Below are 23,241 nucleotides of genomic sequence, written 5' to 3'. Positions count from 1 at the left end.
CGGCGGCCCGGGGCGGGAGGGCGCGGCGCGTCAGAGCCGGCTCACGAAGACAGCCGGCGCGCCGCGAGGTACGCGAGCTGCGCGCGATTTTGCACGTTGAACAGTTTTTCGAGCGAGCGGATGTGATGGCCGACCTTGTGCAGCGACGTGCGCAGCGCGCTCGCGATCTCCTGGTCGGACAACCCGTGCACGAGCCGTTCGAGCACCTGCTGCTGCTCGTCGCCGAGCGCGAAGCCGCGCATGCGCGCGACGCGCGCTTCGAGAAACGGCAGTGCGACGCGATGCACGGCGAGACTCACCGCCAGCGCGCCGCCGATCACGCGATCGTCGATCCAGTCGGTGCCGTGCGTCTCGGACGTCAGGTTCACGGCGACGCGCAGATCGAGCCGCGGCGCCGACAGGCTGAAGATCACGCCGCTGTTCATTGCGTGCGCACGCAAGTGACCGGCGAGTGCGAGCACCTTGCGATCGCCGCCGCGCTGCGCGGCCGCCTCGATCTCGTCGAGCCGCCACGCGACCGGAAAGCCGCTTTGCCGCACCTGCGCGAAACGCGGATCGCTTTCGTACAGCGCGCCTTCGATATACGGCTGCATGAACGACGGCGGCGCGAGATCGCGCAGCAGATGCGCGCAGAGAATGCGCCGGCCGATCATTTCATACGCGCCATAACCGAGCGTACTGAAACCGATTTGCCGCAGGCGCGCATGGTATGGCGAAAAATCGATTGCGCTCAGGTCGCTTTTACCGGATCCGAATTGAATGCCGGTAAAAACGTCGCGTTCGATCGCGGGAATCCCATTCGAATAAGCGGCGGCTGCCGCAATATCGGCGTGCGTGAACCATTCGACGCGTGGCGCGCCGTCAGCATGTGTCATGAGGAGCCCACCCTTTCCCAATATGTGAATCAAGCCCCGTCACGTCATGGTCTTTTTGTCGTGATTTTTCGGTCTTGGGAACGGGCGTGCGTTTATCGAATCGGCACACCGCAACCTTTCGCCGAAATTAGTATTACGGCATATTACGCGCACACCGGCATTTTTGTACAATGCCCCCGCGTTTCGTCAGGATCACGATTCGCCTATCAATACGATGCTTCGATCGCACCGCCGCCCGCCGTGCACGACACGGCCGTCCTGCGCGCTGCGCGTCGATTCCGAGGGATGGCTCATGTCCGATATTGCGTTGCACGAAGAAGCAGTCGCCTCAACCCTTGCCGGCCGGCCGCATGCACGCGTGTCCGCCCGGCGCGAGCGCCCGGTGCAGGTCGTGTGGTGCGACGATGTGCGACGCGGCGACGTCGCGCAGCCGAACGCGCCGAAGCTCGGCGTCGCCGACACGCTCGCACATGCGCAAAGCACGGCCGAGCGCAACCGGATCGTCACGAGCCTGCTGCATCTGACCGGCTTCTCGACGTTTGCCTATTTCGCGCTCGAGTTTGCGCACGAGCGCGTCGAGAGTCTGTATCTGCATGAAGCGTTCACACCGTCGACGTATCGCGGCGATTACGTGCGGCACAACCATCACGACGTCGATCCGCGCACGCTCGGTGCGCGCGTCTGCAACATGCCGATCGTATGGGACCTGCAGCAGCTGCGCCGCGATCATCAGCCGCGCGACGACGATGCGTCCGACGCACCGGCCGCGCTCGACGGCTTCCTGCAGACGATGCAGGACGACGGAATGTGCAGCGGCATCATGTATTCGATGGCGGTGCCCGGCACGCGGCTGCACGCGTTCATGAGCTTCACCGCGCCGCGCCGCACGCGCGAGTGGATCACGCCCGCCACCGTCGAGCAGGCGCTGTCGATCGGGCTGTCGGTGCACAAGTTCGCGTCGCCGCAGCTGATCGCGACGTCGCGCGAGCGCGCCGTCAACGGGCTCACGCCGTTCGAGCAGGAACTGCTGATCGGCATCGCGGAAGGCGCATCGGACAAGGAAATCGGCCGGCGGCTCGACACCAGCGCGCACAACGTCGACTACCACCTGAGAAAACTGCGCAAGCGCTTCGGCGTCGCGAACCGGATTCAGCTCACGTACCTGACGTCGAAGCTCGAGCTGATCTGATACGCGCGCGTTGAGCGTGCGCGCAGCGCAACGACGATGCCGGCCGCGCGGGCCGGCATGCGCCGCTGTGTCGGCCCGCGCTACTTGAGCAGCGTCATCTGCACGACCTTGACGATCACGAGCCCGACCGCGACCACGAGATAGCCGCGCAGCACGCCCATCCAGATTCGCGTCGCGAGCGTCATGTGCTGCGGCTCGAGCGTATCGAGCGGCGGCATGCGCCAGGTCGCGCGCGCCGCGCGGTCGATGCCGGGCTCGACGACGCGACGATTGCGGCGGAACAGCACCGTCGCGAGATAGCCCGCAATCGCGAGCACCGTGCCGCCCACCAGCACGTCGACGATCGCTTCGCCGCTGATGTCGGGATACATCACCGACGCGGTCAGGATGATCGACAACAGCACCAGCACCCAGACGACCGCGCCGGTGAACACGTTCAGCTTCGTCGAGTTGACCCACGGGCCGAGCACCTGACGGTCGTTGCAGAGCACGAGCAGAAACACGGTCGCGCTCGGCAGCAGCACGCCCGCGAGCGTCTGCACCGCTTCGGTCAGCAGCCCGAGCGGGCTGCCGGGAATCAGCACGAGCGTGGCGGCCGCCGCGACGATCGCGAAGTACACGAGATAGAAGCCCTTCGCGTCCGACACGCCGCGATGCAGCGAATGACGGATCTTGAAGACGTCGCCGATCGCATAGGCCGTCGACAGCGACACGGCCGCCGCGCCGATGATGCACGCATCGAGCAGTGCGATCGCGAACAGCGTGGCGCTCGTGCGCCCCGCATATTTTTCGAGACCCGCGATCACGCCGCCCGCGTCGGTGAACCCGCCCGCTTCCGGATGGCCGTGGAACAGCGCGGCGCTGAAGCCGATCATCGCGACCGCGCCGATCAGCACGAACGCAATGCCGATCCACAGATCGACCTTCTCGTACTTCATGAAGCGCGGCGTGATCCGCTTGTCGATCACGTAGCTCTGCTGGAAGAACAGCTGCCACGGCGCGACCGTCGTGCCGACGATGCCGATCACGAGCAGCATCACGTCGGACAGCTTTGCGTGCGCGGGCCAGTTCGGCACGAAGAAATCGCGCGTCATCTGCGACACGGGCGGATGGATCGACACGAGCACCGGCACGAGCAGCAGGCTCAGCACGCAGAGGCCGACCGCGAAACGCTCGAAGCGCCGGAAGTCGCCGGTACTCACCGCGGCCATCGTCAGCGCGGCGGCCACGCAGACGCCGGCCACCTTCGGCAGCCCGAAGAACGCGAGCACGAAGGTGATGCCGATGAACTCGGTGACGATCGTCAGCGCGTTCAGCAGAAACAGGTCGATCACGCTGAACGCGCCCCAGAACTTGCCGAAGCGCTCGAAGATCAGCCGCGCGTGGCCGACGCCCGTCACGGCGCCGAGACGCAGCACCATCTCCTGGTTCACGTACAGCACGGGGACGAGCAGCAGCAGCGTCCACAACAGCGTCGTGCCGTAGTTTTGCCCGGCCTGCGTATAGGTACCGAACGCGCCGGCGTCGTTGTCGCCGACCATCACGATCAGGCCCGGCCCGATGATCGCGAGCAGCGTGCGCAGGCGCGCCCACCACGTGCCGCGCGCGCCCGTGTCGTGATGCGCGATCGTGCCGAGCGCGCCGCGAATGTCGCCGAGATGGGCTTCGTCGAGCACCGCGCTGCGCTCGGCGGCAATCGGCGAAGAAACGTTGGAGGGTGTGGACATGATGACTTCCGTACGGCTAAGGGTTATCCGGTGAGCGTGTGACCTTGGCATGCGCGCGGGACGGCGGCTTGGCGGCGGCGTCCGTGCGCATGCCGAGGCATGCTCGGCGCGGTCGGTCAGCGGATCAGCGACGCCAGGCGATTGAGCAGGCGCGCAAGCGGACGCGGGCGCGCATCGAGCGCGAGCATCGCGTCGTAGTGGGCGCGCGATTCTTCGACGCGCGGAAAGGTCGACAGCAGAAGGCCGAAGTTCATGGTCTGGCTCCGTGCGGCGTCGGCATGCGTGCCGGCCGCGTCGTGGGGTGCGGGCGCCAGTCCAGGGCCTGAACGAGCGGTCAGGCTAGCGGGCCGGCGTGTCCCTGCGACCCCGATTCAAAAGGGTCTGTGCTTGCAACGGGCATAAGGGACAACTGTCGCTGTCGTTCATGGCGGCTCCTGTACGGTGTTCGGACGAACACGGTTGACCGCCGTCCGGCGCGCGGGCCGCGCACGCGATGCGAAAACGACGCATGCGCGAACGCGGCCGCCTGCCGGGCGGCGTTGAAACCGGACGGCGCATGCGCGAACGCATCACGCCGGCCGGCGCGAATCAGGGTGCACGAAGGAGTTGCTGCGAAATACTGCTGCGCGCACCGTTTGCCCGAGAGACAAACGGCGGCTTCGATGAGGCGCGGACGTCGGTCGCTCAGGCGGAAATTTCGTTCGAAGATCGACTACTGCAGGCGTCCAAGGCGGCGGCCCCAAGAGTGAAGATGCTGGATTCTATGGACCGGCGGAAAGTGAAGTCAACCCCGCGCGGACGGGTTTCACGAAATAATTTTCCATGCGCGCCGCACTGAAAGATTCGACCGCGAAAATGCGCGCCGAAACCTTTCATCGGGTGTCGGCGGCGCGCTGCGCGCGATGCGCGAAAGCAACGGCACGGCCGCCGCGCGGCGGCCGTGCGCGTGTCACTCGCCATACATTTCGAGCAGCTTCAGCGTGACGCCGTTGGTCCAGCCGAAGCCGTCCTGCAGCGGATATTCGCCGCCGCCCCCGCCGCCCTGCCCGGCCCCTTCGACGACGTATTTCTCGACGAGCTTGCCCTCGGTCGCGTAGACGTGCTTCACGTCGGCCAGGAAGCGCGTGCCGATGTCCTTCGCGAGCGCCGGCTCGCCGTAGCGGCGCAACCCCTCGATCGCGATCCACTGCAGCGGCGCCCAGCCGTTCGGCGCATCCCATTGCTGGCCGGTCGTCTCGGTCGTCGTCGCGAGACCGCCGGGCTGCAGCAGCGTCTTGCGCACTTCGCGCGCCGTCGCCTTCGCGCGCTCGGGCCACGCCACGCCCGCGAACAGCGGGTACAGCGCGGCCGCCGTCACGCCGTCGCGCGGCTTGCGCAGCTGCCAGTCGTAGTCGCCGTAGTAGCCGCCGCGATTCCACAGCCAGCGATTGATCGCGAGCGCGCGCCGCGCCGCGCGGCCCGAGAAGTCGATCACGCATCCGACGTCGTGCGTGACCGTGCAGCCCTTCACGATCGTCCGTTCGAGATGGAACATCAGGCTGTTCAGGTCGACCGGCACGATCGACGTCGTGCGGATCGTCGCGAGCGTCTTGCCGTCGCCGAGCCAGCGCGAGCTGTAATCCCAGCCGCTCTCCGCGCCGGCCCGCAGGTCGCGGTACACGTCGTTCGCGGCACGGCCCGACGCCGCCTTCGCCGTCGTCACGTCCTCCAGATACGATTCGTCGCGCGGCGTGTCGCTCGCGTCCCAGTAGCGGTTCAGCACCGCGCCGTCCGGCATCGCGACCACGTGGCGTGCGGCCTGCCCGCGCGGCGTCGTCGATTCGCCCTGCATCCAGTACGCATATTCCTTGCGCAGCGCCGGCAGATATTTCTGATAGACCTTGTCGCCCTCGGCCTGCGCGGCGAGCGTCACCATGTACGCGAAGAACGGCGGCTGCGAGCGGCTCGCGTAGTACGTGCGATTGCCGTTCGGGATGTGCCCGACCGTATCGATCAGATGCGCGAAGTTGTCGAGCATGTCGTCGACGAGATCCTCGCGGCCCGACACCTGCAGCCCGAGCATCGTGAAATAGGTGTCCCAGTAATAGCCTTCGCGGAAACGGCCACCCGGCACCACGTACGGTTTCGGCATCGGGATCAGCGAGCTGTACGGTGGCGCCGTCGTCGTCGTGCGCGTGAGCTGCGGCCACAGCCAGTCGATATGCTCGCGCAGCGTCTGGTTCGGCGGCGGCGTCACGCCGCCTTGCGCCGGCGGCGTAAAGTGCTGCTCGACGAATGCCTTCAGCGAGAAACCCGCCTGCGATTTCTGTTGCTGATACAACTGCATGATCGTCGCGGGATCGGTGTCCGGCGTCGCATCGACGAAGGTTTTCTGGTCCGGATAGACCGAGGCCGTCTGCACCGCGACGAACAGGTCGCCGTACAGCTGGCTCGGCGGCGGCAGCAGCGTGGCCGCCGTCGCGTTCGGCACCGTCGCCGCGGGCGACGCGGCCAACTGGGTTGCGGCGTGGTTGGCGCTGTCCGCCTGCGCGGCGCAGCCGGCAACGGCCAGATAGGCGACCGCCAGCGCGGCGGCCCAGCGAACGCGCGGCGCGGCGGGCGCGGCCGGCGCGCAATGCGATGCAGTCGATGCGGCGGATACGATCGATTCGGCACGACGTGACGTCATGGCGTGTCCCCTCCTTTCGATGGTGAGTGGATCGGCATGGTCTCGTCGCGTGCGCGCCCGTCTCGATGGCCGTCGAGCGATGCGCGTCGTGATGTTGAAGCAGAGTGGATCGACTGTCGCATGAAACGTCCGCGGCGTGCAAGCTCCGAGCGCGACGGCGCAGGTTGCGCGCGCAGTCGTCCTTTTCCGCGCGCGGTGCAGGAACGACTATTGCAACATGCGGAACAAGCGTTGTCGTACGTGACGCGGCGACAACAATATGGGCATAATGGCGCCTTTACCGCGCGCCCAGCCCATGTCGCCCGTCTTCCTAGCACCGCTCATCGTTGCCTGTGCGTTGTTCATGGAAAGCGTCGACGCGAACATCATCGTCACCGCGCTGCCCGCGATGGCGAGGGACTTCGGGCACAACCCCGTCACGCTGAACATCGCGATCACGGCCTACGTGGTCGGCCTCGGCGTGTTCATCCCGATCTGCGGCTGGCTCGCCGACCGCTTCAGCGCACGCGCGGTGTTCCGCACCGCCATCGGCATCTTCGTCGCCGGCTCGCTGCTCTGCGCCGCCTCCAATTCTCTCGGCCTGCTCACGTTCGCGCGCTTCGTGCAGGGCGTCGGCGGCGCGATGATGGTGCCGGTCGGCCGGATCATCATCTTCCGCGCGGTGCCGCGCTCCGATCTCGTGCGCGCGATGAACTACCTCGCGATTCCCGCGCTGTTCGGGCCGACCGTCGGGCCGCTCGTCGGCGGCTTCATCACGACATATCTGCACTGGCGGATGATCTTCTTCATCAACGTGCCGATCGGTCTGTACGGGATCTACCTCGCGACGCGGCACATCGCGAACACGCACGAGCCCGATCCGGGGCCGCTCGACTGGTTCGGCTTCCTGCTCTCGGCAAGCGGCGCCGCGCTGCTGCTGATGGGGCTCACGCTGATCGACGGTGCGCTGACGACGCGCACGAACGCGCTCGCGATGTGCGCGACCGGCGCGGTGCTGCTCGCGCTCTACGTGCCGTACGCGCGGCGCAAGGAACGGCCGGTGCTCGATCTAAGCTTCCTGAAGATTCCGACGTACCACGCGAGCGTCGTCGGCGGGTCGCTGTTCCGCATCGGGCTCGGCGCGGTGCCGTTCCTGCTGCCGCTCGCGCTGCAGGAAGGACTCGGCATGAGCGCGTTCCATTCGGGGCTGATCACCTGCGCGTCGGCGCTCGGCGGCGCCGTGAGCCGCTCGACGGCCACGCATACGCTGCGCCGCTTCGGCTTTCGTACCGTGCTCATCTACAACGCCGCATTCGCGGGCCTCGCGATCGCCGCGTACGGCGTGTTCCATCCGGGCATGCCGACGTGGGCGATCTGGGTCATCGTGCTGGTCGGCGGGATTTTCCCGGCGCTGCAGTTCACGAGCCTGAACTCGATGATCTACGCGGACATCTCGCCGCGCGACGCGGGTCGCGCGACGAGCCTCGGCAGCGTCGTGCAGCAGATGTCGCTCGGGCTCGGCGTGACGGTCGCCGGTCTCGTGCTGCATCTGTCGCACTGGCTGCAGGGCCATCGGGCGATGGTGTGGTCGGATTTCTGGCCGGCGTTCGTCGTGGTCGGGCTGTGCTCGTTCGCATCGATTCCGATCACGCGCCGGCTGCCGCCCGGTGCCGGCGACGAAGTCGCGCGCGGCAAGCGGCAGTAGACGCCCGCGCGGGCGAGCGGCCGAACGCGGAACGCCGAACGCTCGAACGCGCTCGCTGCAGAAACGGAATCGGAAAAAATCAGCGGACATCCACATGGGGCCGGTGCACAGCCGTGTGGATATCCGCTCAGGGCTCCGGGCTTCTCGTTGGGGGTTGAGACACCCGGATTCGCTTCCTGCGTGCCATGGACATATGTGCGTCGGAAGCGGAATCGTTGCGCGTTTGTCGTCGCGCCATGTCCTGCACTATAGGGAATGTTTGCGGATGCATCTGTCAAGCATTGTCAGATGCGTGTCGGCTACGCCGTGCGCGGTGCGACGCGATTGAAGTGGTGCACGATCGGGCGTGGCGGCTGTCGCATCCGTCGCTTGCCGCCGAATCACCGGCCATACCACGCGCAGGCACATACCACGCGCAGGCAAACTCCGCTTACGATGTACGCGTTGCCGACTCCGCTCCCGATCGCTTCGATGCCCACCCTCTCGCTTGCCGCCGCCCGCGCGCTGCATCTCGCCGCGCAGGGCCTGCTCACGCCGCCGCGCCGCAAGGCGACCAAGGCCGACGTGCTCGACACGATCCGCCGCATGGCGCAGTTGCAGATCGATACGATTCACGTCGTCGCACGCAGCCCCTATCTCGTGCTGTTCAGCCGCCTCGGCGCGTTCCGGCCGCAATGGCTCGACGAACATCTGGCTGAAGCGCGGCTGTTCGAATACTGGTCGCACGAAGCGTGCTTCCTGCCCGTCGAGCAATTCGGGCTGATGCGTTACAAGATGCTCGATCCGTCCGGAATGGGATGGAAATACGCGGCCGACTGGCATGCGCAGCACCGCGACGAGATCGCGCGGCTGCTCGACAGGATTCGCTCGGAAGGCCCGGTGCGCTCAGCCGATTTCGTGCGCGCGGACGGCATGAAAGGCAACGGATGGTGGGACCGCAAGCCGGAGAAGCGGCATCTCGAAGTGCTGTTTACGACCGGCGATCTGATGGTCGCCGAGCGCCGCAATTTCCAGCGCATCTACGACGTGCGCGAACGCGTGCTGCCCGACTGGGACGACGCGCGCGACCTGCCGCCGCGCGAAGCCGTGCTGCCGACGCTGCTCGATTACACGTGCCGCGCGCTCGGCATCGTCCGCGCGGACTGGGTCGCCGATTACTACCGGCTGCCGCGCCGCTCGTATCGCGCGGAACTCGAACGGCTCGCGCAGGCCGGCGAGCTGATTCCGGTGCAGGTTGCAGACTGGAAGGAGCCGGCCTACGTGCATCGTTCGCTCGAGGCGCTGCTGCCCGCGGCGGCCGCCGACACGCTGCGCTCGACCGTCACGACGCTGCTGTCGCCGTTCGATCCGGTCGTATGGGATCGTCGCCGCGCGGCGACGCTGTTCGACTTCGACTATACGATCGAGTGCTATACGCCCGCGCACAAGCGGCGTTACGGCTATTTCTGCCTGCCCGTGCTGCATCGCGGCCGCCTGATCGGCCGCGTCGACGCGAAAGCGCATCGCGCGCTCGGCACGTTCGAGCTGAAGTCCGTGCATATCGAGCCTGGCGTGCGCGTCGGCAGCGGGCTCGCGGCCGATGTCGCGAAAGCCGTCAGAAAACTCGCGGCCTGGCACGGCACGCCGCAGATCACCGTCGCGCACGCGCCGCCCGAACTGGCGCGCGCGCTTCGCGATGCGTGACGGCGAGCCGAACGCCGCGGCAATTCAGTCGCGCAGCTTGCGAAAACGCGGCGTGCCGTCCGGCAGCGTCTCGTTGAACATCGTTTCCGGACGCACCCACAGACCGCGCGCATGCGGCCACAGGTGCTCGTAGACGACGAGCGATTCCTCGGTTTCGGAGTGACGGGCGACACCGATCACGCGATACAGTCCGCCCTTGTAATGGCGGTGCGTCGCGAGCTGTTCGGCTTCCTGTTCGGTCATGGCGGGCGCTCCCTTCGGCAAATCGGAAAGCGCGTATTGTATGCGCGGCGCCGCGCGTCAGCGTTTCGTGTAGATGTCGGGGCGGCGGATCTCCATCACGCGCTCCGGATGCGCGATGGCCTCGAAACCGACCGGGCGATACAACGCGTGCGCGTCGGACGTCACGAGCATGATCCGGCGCAGCTGCGCAAGCATCGGCTGCGCGAACACGTGATCGATCAGTGCGCGGCCATAGCCGCGGCCACGCTCGGCCGGCAGCACGAACACGTCGCAGAGATACGCGAACGTCGCATGGTCGGTGACGAGCCGCGCGAATCCGACGAAGCGATCGCCGACGTACGCGCCGAAACAGAGCGACCCCTCGATCGCGCGCTCGACGACGTCGCGCGGAATGCCTTTCGACCAGTACGCGTCGCGATGCAGGAAATCGAAGATCGCGTCGACGTCGAGTTCGCGCTTGTCGGTCGAAAATCTGAGCGTGGCATCGGCAGCAGCAGGCACGGCGGTTCTCCGGCATCACGGAACGAAGCGTCGACGATACCGCGCCGCGCCGTGCGCGACAAGCGCCCGTCGCCGGCCGTCGCGATCGGCTACCATGGCGGCGCGGCACGCCGTGCCGCCGCAGATCGACACCGACCCGCACACATGCACCGACACCCCGTCACTTCCGCCGTGCCAGCGCACGCACTTCCCATGCACGCAACCCGCCCACCGACCGCCTACAAGCGATGACGTACCGGCTCGTCGCGTTCGACTTCGACGGCACGCTTGCCGATTCGCTCGACTGCTTTCTCGCGGCGCTGTCCGAGGCGTCGCGCCTGCACGGGTTTCGCGATGCGGATCCCGCGATGCGCGCGACGCTGCGCACGATGTCCGCGCGCGACATCGTGCGTGCGCTCGACGTACCGGTGTGGAAGGTGCCGCGCGTGACGATCGACATGCGTCGACTGATGCGCGCACGCATCGCACACGTCGCGCTGTTTCCCGGTGTCGAGACGACGTTCGATGCGCTCGCTGCGCGCGGCATCCGCATCGCGATCGCGACGTCGAATGCCGAAGACGTCGTGCGCGACCGGCTCGGCCCGCACGCCGCTGCGCGTGTCGATCATTTCGCATGCGGGATTCCGTTGTTCGGCAAGGCGCGTCGGCTGCGTGCGCTCGCGGGCGAAGCCGGCGTGCGCGCGGACCAGATGCTGTACGTCGGCGACGAGATCCGCGATGCCGAGGCCGCGCGTCGCGCGCGCATCGCGTTCCAGGGCGTCGCGTGGGGCTACACGGCGCCGCACGCATTGCAGCCGCACTGCGCGACGCCGCTGCTGCCGCATCTCGACGCGCTGCTCGATCGCGTGTGATCGCTCGCGCGCAATGCGCGCGCAAGCACACGCGTTCAGCGGATCGCCGCATGCTGCGCGCCATGTTGCACGCGCAATCTTGGCCGCGCATCGCGCACGAAAAAATTTCCGTTGCGCGACGCGCGGCGGTACACGCTACCGACATATCGCCGACACGCATCGCGCGGTCTTACCATCCGTTACAGAAGCCACAGCACCGTTGCACCTGCGACACGCACGGCCTCCTAGAATCGGTCGGGCCGGTGATCGCTTCGACCGGCGCCGCGGCAGAGCGGCGGCCGAAGCCGGCCCGGGCGCATGCCCGGTCTCTCGCACAGCATCGGATCACGCGATCCGTCGTTCAACCAGAGCCCCGATGAAAGGAGGTCCCATGAACCGCTTCTCCCCCGTTTCGCGCCTCGCCCTGTCTGCCGTTGGCCTGCTTCTCGTCGCCGCGACGGCGACCGCCCAGACCGCTCAGCCGGCCGCGTCCGCACCCGCAGCCGCGACGACGCGCATCCACGAAGCCGACCAGGCGTTCATTACGGACGGCACGAAGACGGTTTCGACGCAGCACGACGCGGCACGCATCGCCGACGCGCGCACGTCGGACAGCCAGGTGAAGGCATTCGCGCAGCGCGTGTCGACCGACGACGAGAAGATCATTCAGGCGATGCGCGCCGCGAGCCCGCGCGGCGTCGACGTGCCGGCCAACGACCCGGACACGACCGTGCTGAACAGCATCAAGAGCCTGCGCGGCGCCGAGTTCGACAAGGCATACATCGAGCAGGTCGCGCTGGCGGGGCAGCAGAAGACGATCTCCGCCTTCCAGGCCGAGATCGCATCGGGCCGCGATGCGAAGCTGAAGGAAGTCGCGCGTCAGGCGCTGCCGATCCTGCAGGCCCACTACGCGGACGCGCAGAAGCTCGCGCAACGCCACCATCTCGCATCGGCGCAGTAATGCGATGCCCCGCGCCGCCGCGTCGTGCCCGCGGCGCGGCGCGCGCGTTTACGTCCCGAGTTACGTCCCGAGCTTCGCGCGCAGTCGCGCATCCACTTCAGGCCACTCGTCGTCGATGATGCTGAAGCGCACCGAATTGCGCTTGCGGCCGTCCGGCATGATGCGCTCGTGACGCACGATGCCTTCCTGCTTCGCGCCGAGCCGCAAGATCGCGGCGCGCGACCGTTCGTTCAGTTCGTCGGTCGTGAACTGCACGCGCACGCAGCGCAGCGTGTCGAACGCATACGCCAGCAGCAGCCACTTCGCTTCGGTATTCACGTGCGTGCGCTGCATCGACGCACTCAGCCACGTATGACCGATCTCCAGCTTGCGATTGCGGCGGTCGATCTTCCAGAAGCGCGTGCTGCCGACCACACGGCCTGAGCCGCGATCGACGATCGTATAAGGCATCACGGTGCCCGCCGCGCGTCCGTCCAGCGCGGTCGCGAGATAGGCGTCGATCGTCTGCGCGTCGGGCACGACCGTCACCTTCAGATTCCATAGCGCGCCGTCCGCGGCGGCGTCCAGCAGCGCATCGCGATCGGCCGTCGCGAGCGGACGCAGTTCGACGCGCGGCCCGGTCAGTGTCGGTTGTTCGAGCAGCGGCGAGGCATCGGTCATGACGGATTCCGTTGAAGTAACGACAGGGACGGCAGGGACGGCACATCCGCGATCATACGAGCGTCGCGTGACGGCCGCATCGCGGCCTTACACACGTGGTGCATGCGCGGCACGTGCGCCGAGATGCGCGGCAAGCCGCTCGCGAATCGCCGTCGCTTCGCCGCGTAGCGCGTCGGCAAACGCATCGACGAGCAGGCTTTTCGGTCGGTGCTCGGGAACGATCACGCTGACGCGATACGGAAACGAACGCGTGAGCGGCCGCACGTGCAGGTCGCGGCCGACGAAATCGAGCGCGGTCAGCGGATTGACGATCGCCGCGCCGAGCCCTTGCCGCACGAACGCGCAGACCGACACGGCGGACGGCGTCTCGACGACCGAGCGCGGCGCGACGCCGAGCTGCGCGAACGCATCGTCGATCATGACGCGGTACGGATCGTTCAGCGACAGGCTGACGAACGGGCGATCGGCGAGATCGGCGAGATCGATCGCCTTGCGCGCGAGCAGCGGATGACCGTCCGGCAGCACGCAGACCTCGTCCACCTCCAGGAGCGGCGTCAGCAACGTGCCGGGCGGCGCGACGTCGTGTTCGGTCAGTCCGACGTCGTAACGCTGCGCGGTCAACCACTCCTCGAGCACCGGCGACTCCTGCGTCGCGACCGATACGCTGACGCCCGCATGCGCATCGCGAAAGCGCCGGCACGCGCCCGGCAGGATCGCATGCGCGAACGCGGGCAGTGCAATCACCGACAGCTGGCCGTCGCGAAACTCGCGCAGCCGCGCGGCCGTCGCCGCGACGCGTTCGAGCCCCACATACGCGAGCCGCACGTCGTCGAACAGCGTGAGCGCAGCCATCGTCGGCCGCAGCCGCCCGTGCGCGCGCTCGAACAGCGCGAAGCCGACGATCTGCTCCATCCGCGCAAGCTCGCGGCTGATCGTCGGCTGCGACGTATAGAGCATCTCGGCCGCGCGCGTCGTGCTGCCGCTCAGCATCAGCGCGCGAAACACCTCGATATGACGATGCGTGAGCGAAGCCACCTATATCCCGAATGAATTGAATGTCGATAAATCGGCATTTTACTGCATAGCAGATTGCGCGCATCATCGCGACTGTCCGTTCATTCGACCGATCCATCCGTCATGTCCCTCGATTCCCGCCAGCTCGCTGCGCTCGCGCAGCAATACGGCACCCCGCTGTGGGTGTACGACGCCGACATCATTCGCGACCGCATCGCGCAACTGCGCCAGTTCGACGTGATCCGCTATGCGCAGAAAGCGAACTCGAACGTCCATATCCTGAAGCTGATGCGCGACGAAGGCGCGTGCGTCGACGCCGTGTCGCTCGGCGAAATCGAGCGCAGCCTCGCGGCCGGCTTCAGCCCGGCGGGCGAGCCCGAAGGCGTCGTGTTCACCGCCGATCTCGTCGATCGTCCGACGCTCTCGGCCGTACTGAAGCACGGCGTGACCGTCAACGCGGGCTCGCTCGACATGCTCGAGCGCGTCGGCCAGCATGCGCCGGGCCACCGCGTGTGGCTACGTGTAAATCCGGGCTTCGGTCACGGGCACAGCAACAAGACCAATACCGGCGGTCCGCAGAGCAAGCACGGGATCTGGATCGACGACGTGCCGCGCGCGATCGCGCTCGTGCGTCAGTACGGGCTGAAGCTCGTCGGGATCCACATGCACATCGGCTCGGGCGTGGACTACGGTCATCTGTCGCAGGTGTGCGACGCGATGGTCGACCTCGTCACCTCGCTCGGCCACGACATCGACGCGATCTCCGCGGGCGGCGGGCTGTCGATTCCGTATCGCGAGGGCGAGCCGCGCGTCGATGTCGATCACTATTTCCGTCAATGGGACGCCGCGCGCAAGCGCATCGAACGCCATCTCGGCCACGCGGTGCGCATCGAGATCGAGCCGGGCCGCTTCCTGGTGGCCGAAGCCGGCACGCTCGTCACCGAAGTGCAGGCCGTCAACCGCCGGCCGAAGCACGACTTCGTGCTGATCGATGCCGGCTTCAACGACCTGATGCGTCCGGCGATGTACGGCAGCTATCACGCGGTGTCCGTGCATGCGCACGACGGTGCGCTGCCCGCAGGGCGGCCGCAGGTCGACATCGCGATCGCGGGGCCGCTGTGCGAATCGGGCGACGTGTTTACGCAGGACGCGGGCGGCGTGGTCACGCACCGCAAGCTCCCGCAGCCGCAGATCGGCGACCTGCTGTTCCTGCACGATGCGGGCGCGTACGGCGCATCGATGTCGTCGAACTACAATAGCCGGCCGCTCGCGCCGGAAGTGCTCGTCGATCGCGGCACGCCGCGGCTGATTCGCCGCCGGCAGACGATCGGCGAATTGCTCGCGCTCGAAACGTTCGAATAAGGCGCGCGCGACGACGTACGGCCACACTCGCTGATGCGGGCGAGTGTGGCTGTTTTGCTTTTCGGCGGGCGGGCCGCACCCTGCCCGTACGCGTGCCGCGCCATCACCCCGCGCGCTGCACCGGCACCGCCTTCGAAAAATACTTCGCGCCCGCGACGCAACCGACGACGATCGCGGTCACGGCCACCATCGACGGCGGCACCGTCTCGTGCAGCACGCCGGCCGCGAGCACGAACCCGAAGAACGGCTGCAGCAGCTGCAACTGGCCGACGCCCGCGATCCCGCCGAGCGCGAGCCCGCGATACCAGAACACGAAGCCGATCAGCATGCTGAACAGCGACACGTAAGCGAGCCCCCACAACGCAGCCGTATCGATGCCGTCGAACGTCGCGGGCCGCGTGATCCATGCGAGCGGCAGCATCAGCGGCAGCGACAGCACGAGCGCCCACGAGATCACCTGCCAGCCGCCGAGATCGCGCGACAGCCGCGCGCCTTCCGCATAGCCGAGCCCGCACGCGACGATCGCGGCGAGCATCAGCGCATCGCCGAGCGCCGACGCCTGCCCGCCGTTGCGCAACGCGAACGCGGCGACCGCGCCGCTGCCGAGCAGCGAGAACGCCCAGAACGGCGCGCGCGGCCGTTCGCCGCCGCGCCATACGCCGAACAGCGCGGTCGCGAGCGGCAGCAGCCCGACGAACACGATCGCATGCGCGGACGTCACATGCCGCAGCGCGAGCGCGGTCAGCAGCGGAAAGCCGATCACGACGCCAAGCGCGACGACCAGCAACGACGCCGCTTCGCCGCGCGTCGGCCGCTTCTGCTTCAGCGCGCCCAGCAGCAACAGCCCGAGCGCGCCCGCGATCGTCGCGCGCGCGAACGTCAGGAACAGCGGGTCGAGCCCCTGCACGGCGACACGCGTCGCGGGCAGCGAGCCGCTGAATATGATCACGCCCAGCAGCCCGCTGAGCCATCCGTCGGTCGTTTTTTGCACGGCACATCCTGAACGGGAAAAGTGGATGACCGATGATCCGCCACGCGTGAAATGCGCGTAAGCTACACCGCAATACAATTCCGACAAACTGTACTGGACAACCGGCCGTACAGTTCACCGCCGACCATGATCCGTTCCGCCCCGAACCCGGCTCCGCCCGCCGCGTCGCGCACGCGCGTCGAAACCGTGATGGATACGCTGCGCGCACGCATCTCGAGCCGCACGTTGATGCCGGGCGCGCGCGTGCCGTCGATCCGCATGATGGCCGACGCGCTGCACGTGTCGAAGTCGACCGTCGTCGACGCATACGAGCGGCTCGCGAGCGAAGGCGTGCTCGTCGCACGCCGCGGCTCGGGCTTCTACGTGTCGGGGCACGCGCCGCCGCTCGCGCTGGCGGATCTCGGCCCGCGGCTCGACCGCGAGCTCGATCCCTTATGGCTGACGCGTCAGTCGCTCGAATCGCTGCCGAGCGCGATGAAGCCCGGCTGCGGATGGCTGCCGTCGTCGTGGCTGCCCGACGACAGCCTGCGCCGTGCACTGCGCGCCGCGTCGCGCGACGAGTCCGACGCACTGACCGATTACGCGACGCCCGCCGGCCTGCCCGCGCTGCGTCAGCAGCTCGCGTGGCGTCTCGCGCAGCACGGTGTCCACGCGGAGCCCGCGCAGATCATGCTGGCCGACAGCGGCACGCAGGCGCTCGATTTCGTCTGCCGGCTGCTGCTCGAACCGGGCGACACGGTCGTGCTCGACGATCCCTGCTATTTCAATTTCCAGGCGCTGCTGCGCGCGCATCGCGCGCGGATCGTCAGCGTGCCGTACACGCCGAACGGCCCCGATCTCGCGCGCTTCGAGCAGACGCTCGTCGAGCACCGCCCGCGCCTCTACATCACCAACGCCGCGCTGCACAATCCGACCGGCGCGACACTGTCGCCGCCCGTCGCGCACCGGCTGCTGACGCTCGCGGCCGATCACGGGCTGCTGATCGTCGAGGACGACATCTTCGCGGATTTCGAAAGCACGCCCGCGCCGCGGCTCGCCGCCTTCGACGGGCTGCAGCGCGTCGTATCGATCGGCAGCTTCTCGAAGACGCTGTCGGCTGCGATCCGCTGCGGCTACGTCGCCGCGCGGCCCGAGTGGATCGACGCGCTCGTCGACCTCAAGCTCGCGACATCGTTCGGCCATGCGCAGATCGGCGCGAACGTCGTGCACCGGCTGCTCGTCGACGGCACCTATCGGCGCCATCTGGACGGTCTGCGTGCGCGTCTGGCGGATGCGATGGGCGAAACGATCCGCCGGCTCGCACGCGCGGGGCTCGCGGTCTGGACCGAGCCGCGCGGCGGCCTGTTCGTCTGGGCGCAGTTGCCGGACGGGCTCGATGCCGCGCGCGTCGCGCGGCATGCGCTCGACGACGATGTCGTGCTCGCGCCCGGCAACGTGTTCAGCGCGTCGCATGGCGCGACGTCGTATCTGCGCTTCAACGTGTCGCGCTGCAAGGAGCCGGCAGTGTTCGACGCGCTCGCGCGTGCGATGGATGCGACGCGCGCGTCGACGGCTGGAGCGCGCACGGCCGAGCGGCACGATACTGCGTAGTCGCGCAGTCGACGGCGCGCGGGGCTGTATCGATGAAACCCGCGCTCGACTTGACGAAATCTGAACAACGGCGCGATTTTGGCGCGCTACACTCGGCTTCGTCCCCATCCCTTCCCGTCCATCCGGTTTCGGTCGCCGTCATGAGAATCTCTGTCAGTCGCGTCGTCGGCGTCGATCGCAGACGCCTCTTCACGTGGTCGCAGGACTACGGGCGGCGACTCGTATGGGACAGCTTCCTCGCCGACGCGTACCTGCTCGACGAGACGACCGTCGAGGTCGGCGTCGACGCGTTCTGCCGCAGCCAGTCGGGCGCGACGATGGTGTCGCGCTACGTGGCGTACCGGCCGCCGCAGGTCGCGGCCATCGAAATGGTCGATGGCCCGAAAGTGCTCGAACGCTTCAGCGGCATCTGGAACTTCACCGAACGCACGACAGGCTCGACCGAGGTGAAATTCACCTACAGCTTCCGCGCGCAGCCGACCTGGCTGCGCTGGCTGCTCGAGCCGCTGATCGCGGCGTTCTATCTGGTGCACACGCGCCGGCGTCTCGATTCGTTCAAGCGCTGGGCGGAGGCTGAAGCGCTGCCGTCGCGGCCGTAGCACCGGCGCGCGCCGCACGCTGCCGTACCGCCGTTGCGCGGCGCGCGGCGCCCGCCATAATCGCGCCACATTCCGACTGCATCCGCAGGCCGACAGCCCCAGCGCTCGCCCTACGCGCCTGCGTGGCCGGTGCGCGAGGCAAAGGAAAATCGCATCGACGCTGCGATGCGGCTGATGCCGAAGGGATGCCGCCCCGCCGCTTCCGGAACGCTTGCGATCGCGCGACTGCGCGCGCGTTGGAAGAGGCAGGCGTGCCGACCGTGATCGTCGATGCGGACATGGTGGACGCGCGCCACCGGGATCGCGAATCTTCGCCGGCTCAAATCGACGCGTTCTTACGCGCTCGAGTTTGCCTCTAGGTCATCGGCCAAACGTTGCCGCATCGGAAAGCGGTAGCGCCCGCCGGCTGTCAAAGCATCTCGTCCACGCGTCTGAAGTGATCGATCAGCTTGCGCGCGAGCGCCGTAAATTCGCTCATCTCCTGGTCCGTGAGCACCGACGAGAGCGCTTCGAGCTGCCGATGTTTCGCGTCGAGCTGCGATTCATACGCAGCCTGTCCCGCAGCGGTCAGACGCAGTTCGATACGCCGGCCATCGGTCGGATGAGGCGCCGATTCGACGAAACCGCGCGTCTTCAGCGTGCGCAATGCACGGCTCACGGCGACCTTGTCATAGACCCAATACTGCGCAAACTCGGCCGCGGTAATGCCGGGCGCGCCGCCGATCGCCTCCAGCAGTCGCCATTCGAGCAGCGGCAAATCGTGCAGCGGCAGCATCTGTTTCGAATAGATGCGCCCGAGCAACGTCGAAAGAATCTGCACCTGCGAGAGTTCGTAACGATAGGTGTCGGGCGGAAACGCGCTGACGGCCGGGCGCTGCCCGTCCGCCACCAGCCGTTTCATCAGTGTCTCCGCTTTATGCGTTTCCTCGCTGTGCACGCGCGTCTTCAAAGCTTGCTCCTGTTTTGCCCGCATCGGTCGGTTTGACGACAGTATAGCGGCGCCTCGGTGCGCTCCATGCCGCGCCCCAACGCGCGCGACACGCGTAAACCACTAGCCGGGCGCCATTGCATTTAGTTTCACGTGACACGATACTCGTTACATACGAAACTAAATGGCGGCGCCTGGAACGACGTCGCCGCAACAGGAGACGTCATGCCTGCTCCATCCCACTCTCCGCGCAAAGCTGCGCTCGCCGATCCTTGCTTCGACGCGCCCGCGCCGGCGCGCGCGTCCGCCGGGCTGCGCCGCTGGATCGCGGTCGCGCTGTTTTCGGCGGCATTCGCGCTCGCCTATCTCGACCGCCAGATTCTCACGCTGTTGATCGACCCGGTACGTCAGAGTCTCGGCCTGTCGGACACCCAGGTGGGGCTGCTGCAAGGCCTGGCGTTCGCGCTCTGCTTTGCGATCGGCGGCATACCGCTTGGCTGGCTTGTCGACCACTGCAACCGCGTACGGGTCGCTGCCGGCTGTATTGCGCTATGGAGCGTCGCGACCGCGTCGTCCGGACTTGCGGGAAGTTATGTGCAGCTGCTCGCCGTGCGCTCGGTCACTGCGCTCTCCGAAGCCGGCTGCTCGCCTGCGGCGTTGTCGATCTTTGCGGACCAGTTTCCGCCGCGCCAGTTGCCGCGTGCGACGGCGATTTACACGGCCGCGCCGTACATCGGCGGCAGCGCATCGTTGATGGCCGGTGGCGTCCTGCTTGGGTACTTCAGCCGCACGGGCGGGCTCGACCTGCCGTGGCTCGGTCATCTGCAGCCGTGGCAGGCGGTATTCACCGTCGTCGGCGTGCCAGCGCTGATACTCGCGCTACTGATACTGGCGGGAGTGCGCGAGCCGAGCCGCGTCAACGATATGCGGCTGCCCGAAGCGCGCGTCAGCCTCGGCGACGTGTCGCGGTTCGTGGCCCGAGATGCGCCACATCTGCGCGGCTATTTCTGCGCGTATGCGTGCATTCTCGCTGCGTTCTTCTCGGTGCTGACCTGGTATCCGACCTTCGCTGTCCGCAACGGCTTCGGCCCCGGTGCGTCGCTCGGTCCGATGCTCGGCACGATGTTCCTCGTCTGCGGACTGGCGGGATCGCTGTCGGGCCAGTGCTTCGTCGGGCGAGTCGCCGACAGCCAGATCGTTGCTCGCGTCATGCGCGTCACAAGCGGCGTCACCGCATTGCTGATTCCGGCGGCGATCGTACTCGCACTGGTTCCGCGGTTCGCCGTTTCGCTCGCCGGTTACGGTGCGATGGTGTTCCTGATCAGCATGACGACGTCGTTGATGCCGATCCCGCTGCAAGTGGGCGTGCCGAACCGGATGCGCGGGCGCGTAATCGGCTGCTTCATCTTTGGCGTCAACGTGGTCGGCACGGGAGTCGGGCCGCTCGCTGTCGGCGCAATCAGCGACCACATTGCAGGCGGCCGCATGGACGGGCATGCGCTCGCCGTGGCGCTTGCGATCGTCGTCGTCGTCAGCGCATCCGGTGCCTTCATCGCAATGCGACGAGCGCTTGCCCGACAGATTCGATAAGCGCATCTCCCACGCCATTCCACGCCTTCAGGACGATTCAGATGATGACCATACGATACTTCGCCGCGGGCGACGACGACCGCCGTTTCGTCGACACGCTGCTCGGCGATCGCGATTTCTCGACCGTGTACGCCGGGCCCCGATCGGCCGACGCCATGCGCGCAGCGACGTCGTCGATCCTCGCGACGCATGCCTATTCGATCGACGCGCCCGGCCTGGACATCGCGCCGTGCGACATCGCAGGCGTACCGTGCGAACGCATCGCGGCCGGAGTGGCGGATCGCGAGTCATCCGAACTCGTCGTGTTTCTGCATGGCGGCGGCTTCGTCCGAGGCAGTCTCGCACTTGGCCGCCGCAGCGCAATCGAGCTCGCGGTACTGACGCGGCGGCCGGTACTGGCGATCGGCTATCGACAGGCGCCCGAGCATCGCTTTCCCGCAGCAGGCAACGACATGCTCGCCGTCTATCGCAGCCTGGTCGATCAGGGCTACGACGCGCAGTCGCTCGTCGTCGTCGGCGAATCGTCGGGCGGCTGTCTCGCATTGACGCTGCCGGAATGGCTTCGGCGCAACAGGTGCCCGGCGCCGGCCGGCATCGTGGGCATTTGTCCGATGGCGGATCTGCGCATGGACAGCGTGTCGTGGTATGTCAACGCGGCGCGCGACATCGCCACGCGCGAGATGGGGGCCCGCATGATCGAGCTGTATATCGACGCCGGCTCGACCGCCGATCCGCTCGCGGCACCGCTGTTCACGCCGTACGACGCAACGGCAAACGTATTGCTGTGTGTCGGCGCCAACGAGGTGATGTTGAGCGACGTCGAGCGCTTCGCCGATCATGCCGCGCGTGCCGGTGCGACCGTCGCCTTGAATCTTTACGAAGCGATGCCGCATGGCTTCACGAAGTTCGATACGCCGCTCGCGCGCAGTGCGATGCAGCACGTGGCGGCGTGGTGCGTCACGCGGCTTACCCGGCGTTAAGCCAGACGCACATCTCATCTCACGCCCATATCGGCAGCAGCCGCGCATCGCGTAGAACCACAACCCTGACTGGTTGGAGACACCATGAAAAGAACGCTGGCGAGCGTCGCGCTCGCAACGGCATCGGTTTCGCTCGTCCATGCGCAGAGCACGTTGACGCTGTACGGCATCGTCGATGCCGGTATCACGTGGGTCAGCAATCAGCGCGGTCATTCGGCAATACTGGAAGACACCGGTATCGCACAGGCGAATCGCTGGGGATTGCAGGGCGCGGAGGATCTGGGCGGCGGAACGAAAGCGGTCTTCACGCTGGAGAACGGCTTCACCCTCGGGAACGGCGCATTGGGCCAGGGTGGCGCGATGTTCGGCCGTACCGCCATGGTCGGCCTGGCCGGCCGCTTCGGCACGCTGACGCTGGGCCGCCAGTATGACTTCATGGTCGACAACCTCGTGTTCAATACGGCGATCGCGCGCTTCGGCGGCGTCTACGCCGCACATGGGCTCGACGTCGACCGGCTTGCGGGCGAACAGGTGAACAACGCCGTCAAATATGCTTCGCCAAAATTCCGGGGTGCCAGCGTCGGGGCGATGTACGGCTTCAGCAACGTCGCCGGCTCGTTCGGCGGCACGACAGGCGCACCGCGTTTCAGCAGCTTCGGTTTCGCGTACGACAACGACGGCCCTTTCGCGATCGGGTTGGCGTATACGAACGCGAACGGCACGGGCGCGTCGGTCGCCGAAGCGGCGCTGCTCGGTACAGCGGTGCGCAACGTGGGGATCGGCGCACGCTATCGCGTCGGTCCGGTCACGGTCTTCGGCAACTACACGAACAACCGGATTCAGCGCGGAAGCGGCGCACCGTCGATTGTGGCAAGCGTCGTCGAGGCGGGCATCGATACGTCGTTCGCCGTCGATACGTTCGCCGGCATCAGCTACATCTACAACCACTATCCGGACGGGCAGGTCAGTCAGCTCAGCACGGCGATTCACTACTTCCTGTCGAAACGCACCGATCTCTATGCCAGCGTGAACGTCGCCCATAGCAATTCGTCCCAACAGCCTGCCGGGATTTTCCTGATCGTTAATCCCGCGACCAACGTCGGCTATTCGACGAGCCGAAACCAAATCGCGCTGCGCGTCGGATTGCGGTCGAAGTTCTGAGTCGC

General features: G+C 67.1%; 22 protein-coding genes. 12 read left to right on the top strand and 10 right to left on the bottom strand.

Features of this window, described 5'->3' with window-relative positions; genetic code table 11:
- Positions 1–41 precede the first annotated feature (41 nt).
- A complete protein-coding gene (locus HMPREF3115_RS25150; RefSeq protein WP_006406216.1) occupies positions 42–875 on the bottom strand; it encodes a helix-turn-helix transcriptional regulator in 834 nt (277 codons plus the stop codon).
- A gap of 292 nt (positions 876–1,167) precedes the next feature.
- On the opposite strand from HMPREF3115_RS25150, the gene HMPREF3115_RS25145 reads away from it, so the two are divergent.
- A complete protein-coding gene (locus tag HMPREF3115_RS25145) occupies positions 1,168–2,064 on the top strand; it encodes a helix-turn-helix transcriptional regulator (RefSeq protein ID WP_006406215.1) in 897 nt (298 codons plus the stop codon).
- Between the two features lie 80 nt (positions 2,065–2,144).
- Here HMPREF3115_RS25145 and HMPREF3115_RS25140 read toward each other — a convergent pair whose 3' ends face one another.
- Both HMPREF3115_RS25140 and HMPREF3115_RS31765 read right to left on the bottom strand, forming a co-directional pair.
- Positions 2,145–3,791: an NRAMP family divalent metal transporter gene (locus HMPREF3115_RS25140; RefSeq protein ID WP_006417336.1), complete on the bottom strand. Its 1,647-nt coding sequence runs from the start codon at positions 3,789–3,791 to the stop codon at positions 2,145–2,147.
- A gap of 116 nt (positions 3,792–3,907) precedes the next feature.
- Positions 3,908–4,045 (bottom strand): hypothetical protein, encoded by a 138-nt coding sequence (locus tag HMPREF3115_RS31765; RefSeq protein WP_006406213.1) that lies wholly within the window; start codon positions 4,043–4,045, stop codon positions 3,908–3,910.
- Positions 4,046–4,299: 254 nt separating this feature from the next.
- Here HMPREF3115_RS31765 and HMPREF3115_RS31760 point away from each other — a divergent pair, with 254 nt between their 5' ends.
- A complete protein-coding gene (locus HMPREF3115_RS31760) occupies positions 4,300–4,629 on the top strand; it encodes a hypothetical protein (protein ID WP_172820309.1) in 330 nt (109 codons plus the stop codon).
- Positions 4,630–4,740: 111 nt separating this feature from the next.
- Here the strand turns inward: HMPREF3115_RS31760 and treA are convergent, their stop codons facing one another.
- Positions 4,741–6,459 (bottom strand): alpha,alpha-trehalase TreA, encoded by a 1,719-nt coding sequence (gene treA / locus HMPREF3115_RS25135; protein WP_070556555.1) that lies wholly within the window; start codon positions 6,457–6,459, stop codon positions 4,741–4,743.
- Positions 6,460–6,754: 295 nt separating this feature from the next.
- Between treA and HMPREF3115_RS25130 the strand changes: the two genes are divergently transcribed.
- A complete protein-coding gene (locus tag HMPREF3115_RS25130; RefSeq protein WP_006406210.1) occupies positions 6,755–8,143 on the top strand; it encodes an MFS transporter in 1,389 nt (462 codons plus the stop codon).
- Between the two features lie 471 nt (positions 8,144–8,614).
- Positions 8,615–9,826: a winged helix-turn-helix domain-containing protein gene (locus HMPREF3115_RS25125; protein ID WP_006406208.1), complete on the top strand. Its 1,212-nt coding sequence runs from the start codon at positions 8,615–8,617 to the stop codon at positions 9,824–9,826.
- A gap of 24 nt (positions 9,827–9,850) precedes the next feature.
- Here HMPREF3115_RS25125 and HMPREF3115_RS25120 read toward each other — a convergent pair whose 3' ends face one another.
- Both HMPREF3115_RS25120 and HMPREF3115_RS25115 read right to left on the bottom strand, forming a co-directional pair.
- Positions 9,851–10,069, bottom strand: coding sequence for a DUF1653 domain-containing protein (locus HMPREF3115_RS25120; protein WP_006406207.1), 219 nt, complete (start codon positions 10,067–10,069; stop codon positions 9,851–9,853).
- Between the two features lie 57 nt (positions 10,070–10,126).
- The gene (locus HMPREF3115_RS25115; protein WP_006406206.1) at positions 10,127–10,570 is read right to left on the bottom strand and encodes a GNAT family N-acetyltransferase; all 444 of its coding nucleotides are present in this window, start codon (positions 10,568–10,570) and stop codon (positions 10,127–10,129) included.
- Positions 10,571–10,797: 227 nt separating this feature from the next.
- On the opposite strand from HMPREF3115_RS25115, the gene HMPREF3115_RS25110 reads away from it, so the two are divergent.
- Both HMPREF3115_RS25110 and HMPREF3115_RS25105 read left to right on the top strand, forming a co-directional pair.
- Positions 10,798–11,421 (top strand): HAD hydrolase-like protein, encoded by a 624-nt coding sequence (locus tag HMPREF3115_RS25110; RefSeq protein WP_070556553.1) that lies wholly within the window; start codon positions 10,798–10,800, stop codon positions 11,419–11,421.
- A 370-nt stretch (positions 11,422–11,791) separates the two neighbouring features.
- Entirely contained in the window at positions 11,792–12,361 is a 570-nt protein-coding gene (locus HMPREF3115_RS25105; RefSeq protein WP_006396565.1) for a DUF4142 domain-containing protein, read from the top strand.
- Between the two features lie 60 nt (positions 12,362–12,421).
- On the opposite strand, the gene HMPREF3115_RS25100 is transcribed toward HMPREF3115_RS25105, so the two are convergent.
- Together HMPREF3115_RS25100 and HMPREF3115_RS25095 are read right to left on the bottom strand one after the other, a co-directional pair.
- Positions 12,422–13,021, bottom strand: coding sequence for a GNAT family N-acetyltransferase (locus HMPREF3115_RS25100; protein ID WP_006406203.1), 600 nt, complete (start codon positions 13,019–13,021; stop codon positions 12,422–12,424).
- A gap of 87 nt (positions 13,022–13,108) precedes the next feature.
- Complete coding sequence (locus HMPREF3115_RS25095) at positions 13,109–14,056, bottom strand: LysR family transcriptional regulator (RefSeq protein ID WP_006406202.1); 948 nt, start codon at positions 14,054–14,056, stop codon at positions 13,109–13,111.
- A gap of 102 nt (positions 14,057–14,158) precedes the next feature.
- On the opposite strand from HMPREF3115_RS25095, the gene lysA reads away from it, so the two are divergent.
- A complete protein-coding gene (lysA, locus tag HMPREF3115_RS25090) occupies positions 14,159–15,397 on the top strand; it encodes a diaminopimelate decarboxylase (RefSeq protein ID WP_070556551.1) in 1,239 nt (412 codons plus the stop codon).
- A gap of 103 nt (positions 15,398–15,500) precedes the next feature.
- Here lysA and HMPREF3115_RS25085 read toward each other — a convergent pair whose 3' ends face one another.
- Complete coding sequence (locus tag HMPREF3115_RS25085; RefSeq protein ID WP_006409288.1) at positions 15,501–16,388, bottom strand: DMT family transporter; 888 nt, start codon at positions 16,386–16,388, stop codon at positions 15,501–15,503.
- A 126-nt stretch (positions 16,389–16,514) separates the two neighbouring features.
- On the opposite strand from HMPREF3115_RS25085, the gene HMPREF3115_RS25080 reads away from it, so the two are divergent.
- Positions 16,515–17,978 carry an aminotransferase-like domain-containing protein gene (locus tag HMPREF3115_RS25080; RefSeq protein ID WP_070556548.1) on the top strand — a complete coding sequence of 488 codons (1,464 nt, stop codon included), beginning with the start codon at positions 16,515–16,517 and terminating at the stop codon, positions 17,976–17,978.
- Between the two features lie 140 nt (positions 17,979–18,118).
- Positions 18,119–18,577, top strand: a complete 459-nt coding sequence (locus HMPREF3115_RS25075) for an SRPBCC family protein (protein WP_070556546.1) — start codon at positions 18,119–18,121, stop codon at positions 18,575–18,577.
- Between the two features lie 409 nt (positions 18,578–18,986).
- Here the strand turns inward: HMPREF3115_RS25075 and HMPREF3115_RS25065 are convergent, their stop codons facing one another.
- Positions 18,987–19,478, bottom strand: coding sequence for a MarR family winged helix-turn-helix transcriptional regulator (locus tag HMPREF3115_RS25065; protein ID WP_223852637.1), 492 nt, complete (start codon positions 19,476–19,478; stop codon positions 18,987–18,989).
- A 252-nt stretch (positions 19,479–19,730) separates the two neighbouring features.
- Between HMPREF3115_RS25065 and HMPREF3115_RS25060 the strand changes: the two genes are divergently transcribed.
- The 3 genes from HMPREF3115_RS25060 to HMPREF3115_RS25050 all read left to right on the top strand — a co-directional run bounded on the left by HMPREF3115_RS25060 (position 19,731) and on the right by HMPREF3115_RS25050 (position 23,236).
- The gene (locus HMPREF3115_RS25060) at positions 19,731–21,095 is read left to right on the top strand and encodes an MFS transporter (protein ID WP_070556544.1); all 1,365 of its coding nucleotides are present in this window, start codon (positions 19,731–19,733) and stop codon (positions 21,093–21,095) included.
- A 41-nt stretch (positions 21,096–21,136) separates the two neighbouring features.
- Positions 21,137–22,075, top strand: a complete 939-nt coding sequence (locus HMPREF3115_RS25055; RefSeq protein ID WP_070556543.1) for an alpha/beta hydrolase — start codon at positions 21,137–21,139, stop codon at positions 22,073–22,075.
- An 84-nt stretch (positions 22,076–22,159) separates the two neighbouring features.
- Positions 22,160–23,236: a porin gene (locus HMPREF3115_RS25050; RefSeq protein WP_070556541.1), complete on the top strand. Its 1,077-nt coding sequence runs from the start codon at positions 22,160–22,162 to the stop codon at positions 23,234–23,236.
- Positions 23,237–23,241 lie beyond the last annotated feature (5 nt).

Origin of the sequence: Burkholderia sp. HMSC10F09 (assembly GCF_001806955.1) — a bacterium.
Classification (GTDB): domain Bacteria; phylum Pseudomonadota; class Gammaproteobacteria; order Burkholderiales; family Burkholderiaceae; genus Burkholderia; species Burkholderia multivorans.
Note: the sequence above shows the minus strand (reverse complement) of the source record. Positions and strands in the feature narration are given on the sequence as shown.